Raw genomic sequence first — 2,639 nt, forward strand, 5'->3', positions numbered from 1 at the left:
TTTTTCTACCATTTAGTGGTTAATCAACAGGCGTGACTTCCCTTTTAAAAATGGGCTTAAATACCCTGGCTCAACTGGATGCAAAGTGCGTAATGTGAGATGTAAGAAATGTCGCACTCGATTTGATAATCATCAAAAAAGAACCTTCCAAAAAGTATAAATAGTGGAAGGTTCTTTAATTTATTTACATTAATTGATGGCGTAAACGTTCCCTGCACCTTCCATTGTGCAATAACTACCTGTTCCTGTTATTTGAATTCTAGCGTTGGATATAGGGGCTTGGGTTAGTGTAATATATTCAGTATACCACACATCGTTTTGCGAAATAATATCATTAATAGTTTTTTGACCAAACCAATTCGTAGTTGAACCTGAAACTGTTACAATCGCATACTTCACTCCAGGAGACCAAGCACTTGTCATTATTTGGTCTACCGTTTGCCATCCATTAATAGTGACCGTTGTATTTCCCGAAGCAATGTTAAAAGTATCCTCCCCGAGCAAAACAGTTCCCTGTCCTAAACCACTAAATGCGTAATAATCCAACATAACAGTTCTGGATTGAACTAAATCTTGATTAAAAGTTACTTTTTTATACAGGGGTAAACCTGCTTTAATGGTTCCATAATCGGGAGAAGTTGTGTCTAAATTCACATCATATGCCTTGATTAATACTTTCCATCCATCCTCATATTTAATTACACTGAATGGCAAGCTTGGATAATTAGGGATAGAAGGATAGACTAATTGAACAGAAAGGTCAATCTGTGTATCCGAAACTTCTTTGTAGCTTAATATTTTGTAATCAGTTACGTTTACATCCGCAAATTCTACAAGTCCCGCTCTACGGCTTTTTTCATCTAAATAGTTTGTATCGACAGCATTAGCAATTTGACCTTCTACATCCTGAGAGATATAGGCAGTAAAGTAATCATTCGCTACTTTCAGTGCAGTTTTGGGACTAGCTTGACCTAAACCTTTAGAGTCAGTTGAGTTGACTTGTGCTGCATTTACACTTGAAATCATTAATAAACCGACTAAGGAAAATACTGCGAACATTTGAATTATTTTTTTCAATAACAACATCTCCTGTCATGAATAATGATGGTAATAAATACATTATATAATATAACAAGAGATTATAAGGCAATAAATGTCACTTTCCCTCTAATTTTATTTTATACATAGGAATCCCTTCTTTTACATTTCCATATTCGGGTGAATTTTTGTTGAGATTTACTATTAGTGGTTTAATAAGTACTTTCCAACCTAATTCATCTTTAATTATGCTATACGGTAGTTTGGGGTAAAAATCCATGTCAGAATACTTATATTGCACTAAAATATCTATTTTGTCGTTTCGAGCTTCTTGATAACTGACGATTTCATAACTTTCTAAATGAGAAGGCTTAAATTCTTCATATCCCTCCCTACGGCTTTTTTCATCTAAATAGTTTACATCTTTTGAATAATTAATCATATTCTCGATATCATTCGCTAAGAAGGCATCAAAATATTTTTTGGCCACCGTCTTTGGATTAGACGAATCCACCTTTGTTTTTTCTATACCAATAGGAGATGCAAGTACATGATTATAATTTGCTGTAGCCCAAGATAACCCGACAATCCCTGTTCCCAGTAGAATTATAGATGCGGATCTCAAAACTTTTTTTTTCATTATTGCTCCTCACCTTCTTGAGAGATACCTACATTATACATTAAATAGAAAAAAATACAAATCATCTCATAATAAGATGTGATCACAATTTACAGATTTCGGTTAACAGCGCACGTGTTAATGTAATACGCAAATATATTTTGCATAAGAAAGGAGTTTCACCTGGTTTTACCGAGTCCATATTTCTGCTTGATCTGACTGGTCCGGTCCTGACTAATTCCAAGCATTTCGGCAAGCTTTTTTGGGCTGCGTTGCCGCCCTCTGCTACCCCTCGGCCACCAGATCCAGGTCGGCGGCCCGGGCGTTCGAGACGACCTGCGGTACATTCTTGCAGCCCGGGATCACGCTCGTTACCGCCGGATGCCGCAGGCACCAGGCCAGCGCCCACTGCGCCATGTCCAGTCCCGCCGGCACCTCGTTCGCAGCGATTTCGGCAACGATGCGCAGTTGCCCCTCGCGCTTCTTCGCATCATGGTTCGCCCGCACATCGCTGGCCTGGAACACCGCATCCGCCTTATATTTGCCGCTAAGGTATCCGCTTGCCAGCGGAACCCGGGCCAGCACCCCAAGGCTATGCTCCTTGCACAGCGGGAACAGCTTCTCTTCCGGCTGCCGTTCCAGCCGGTTATAGACCACCTGAATCGCCTCTGCGCCGATCTGCGGGGCGGAGGATGTCTGATGCACCCCGTCATTCGCGGTGTTGATGGAAATGCCCAAGTGGCGGATTTTCCCCGCCCGCTTCTGCGCATCCAGCATATTCCACAGCTTGTCGTTGTCGAAATCGGCGTCGGTGCCGGAATGGAACTGGTACAGATCCACATATTCGGTCCGCAGCGCGCGCAGCGAGTCGTCCAGCTGCTTCAGAACATCGTCTGCGCTCCACAGTTGCTCCCGCTTGAGATAGCCGCTGAAATGATGGCCGAACTTGGTTGCGACGATCCAGTCCTCGCGCTTGCGGCGG

General features: G+C 42.2%; 3 protein-coding genes. All 3 read right to left on the minus strand.

From position 1 onward, the window contains the following. Positions 1-189: 189 nt before the first annotated feature. Positions 190-1,077 carry a hypothetical protein gene (locus tag L692_RS0113995; RefSeq protein ID WP_025700785.1) on the minus strand — a complete coding sequence of 296 codons (888 nt, stop codon included), beginning with the start codon at positions 1,075-1,077 and terminating at the stop codon, positions 190-192. A gap of 79 nt (positions 1,078-1,156) precedes the next feature. Then, positions 1,157-1,678, minus strand: a complete 522-nt coding sequence (locus tag L692_RS0114000; RefSeq protein ID WP_025700787.1) for a hypothetical protein — start codon at positions 1,676-1,678, stop codon at positions 1,157-1,159. 264 nt (positions 1,679-1,942) lie between these two features. Then, a partial coding sequence (locus L692_RS0114005; protein WP_025700789.1) for an aldo/keto reductase occupies positions 1,943-2,639 on the minus strand: 697 nt, incomplete at its 5' end.

The organism is Paenibacillus forsythiae T98, from assembly GCF_000520735.1.
Taxonomy (GTDB): Bacteria; Bacillota; Bacilli; order Paenibacillales; family Paenibacillaceae; genus Paenibacillus_AQ; species Paenibacillus_AQ forsythiae.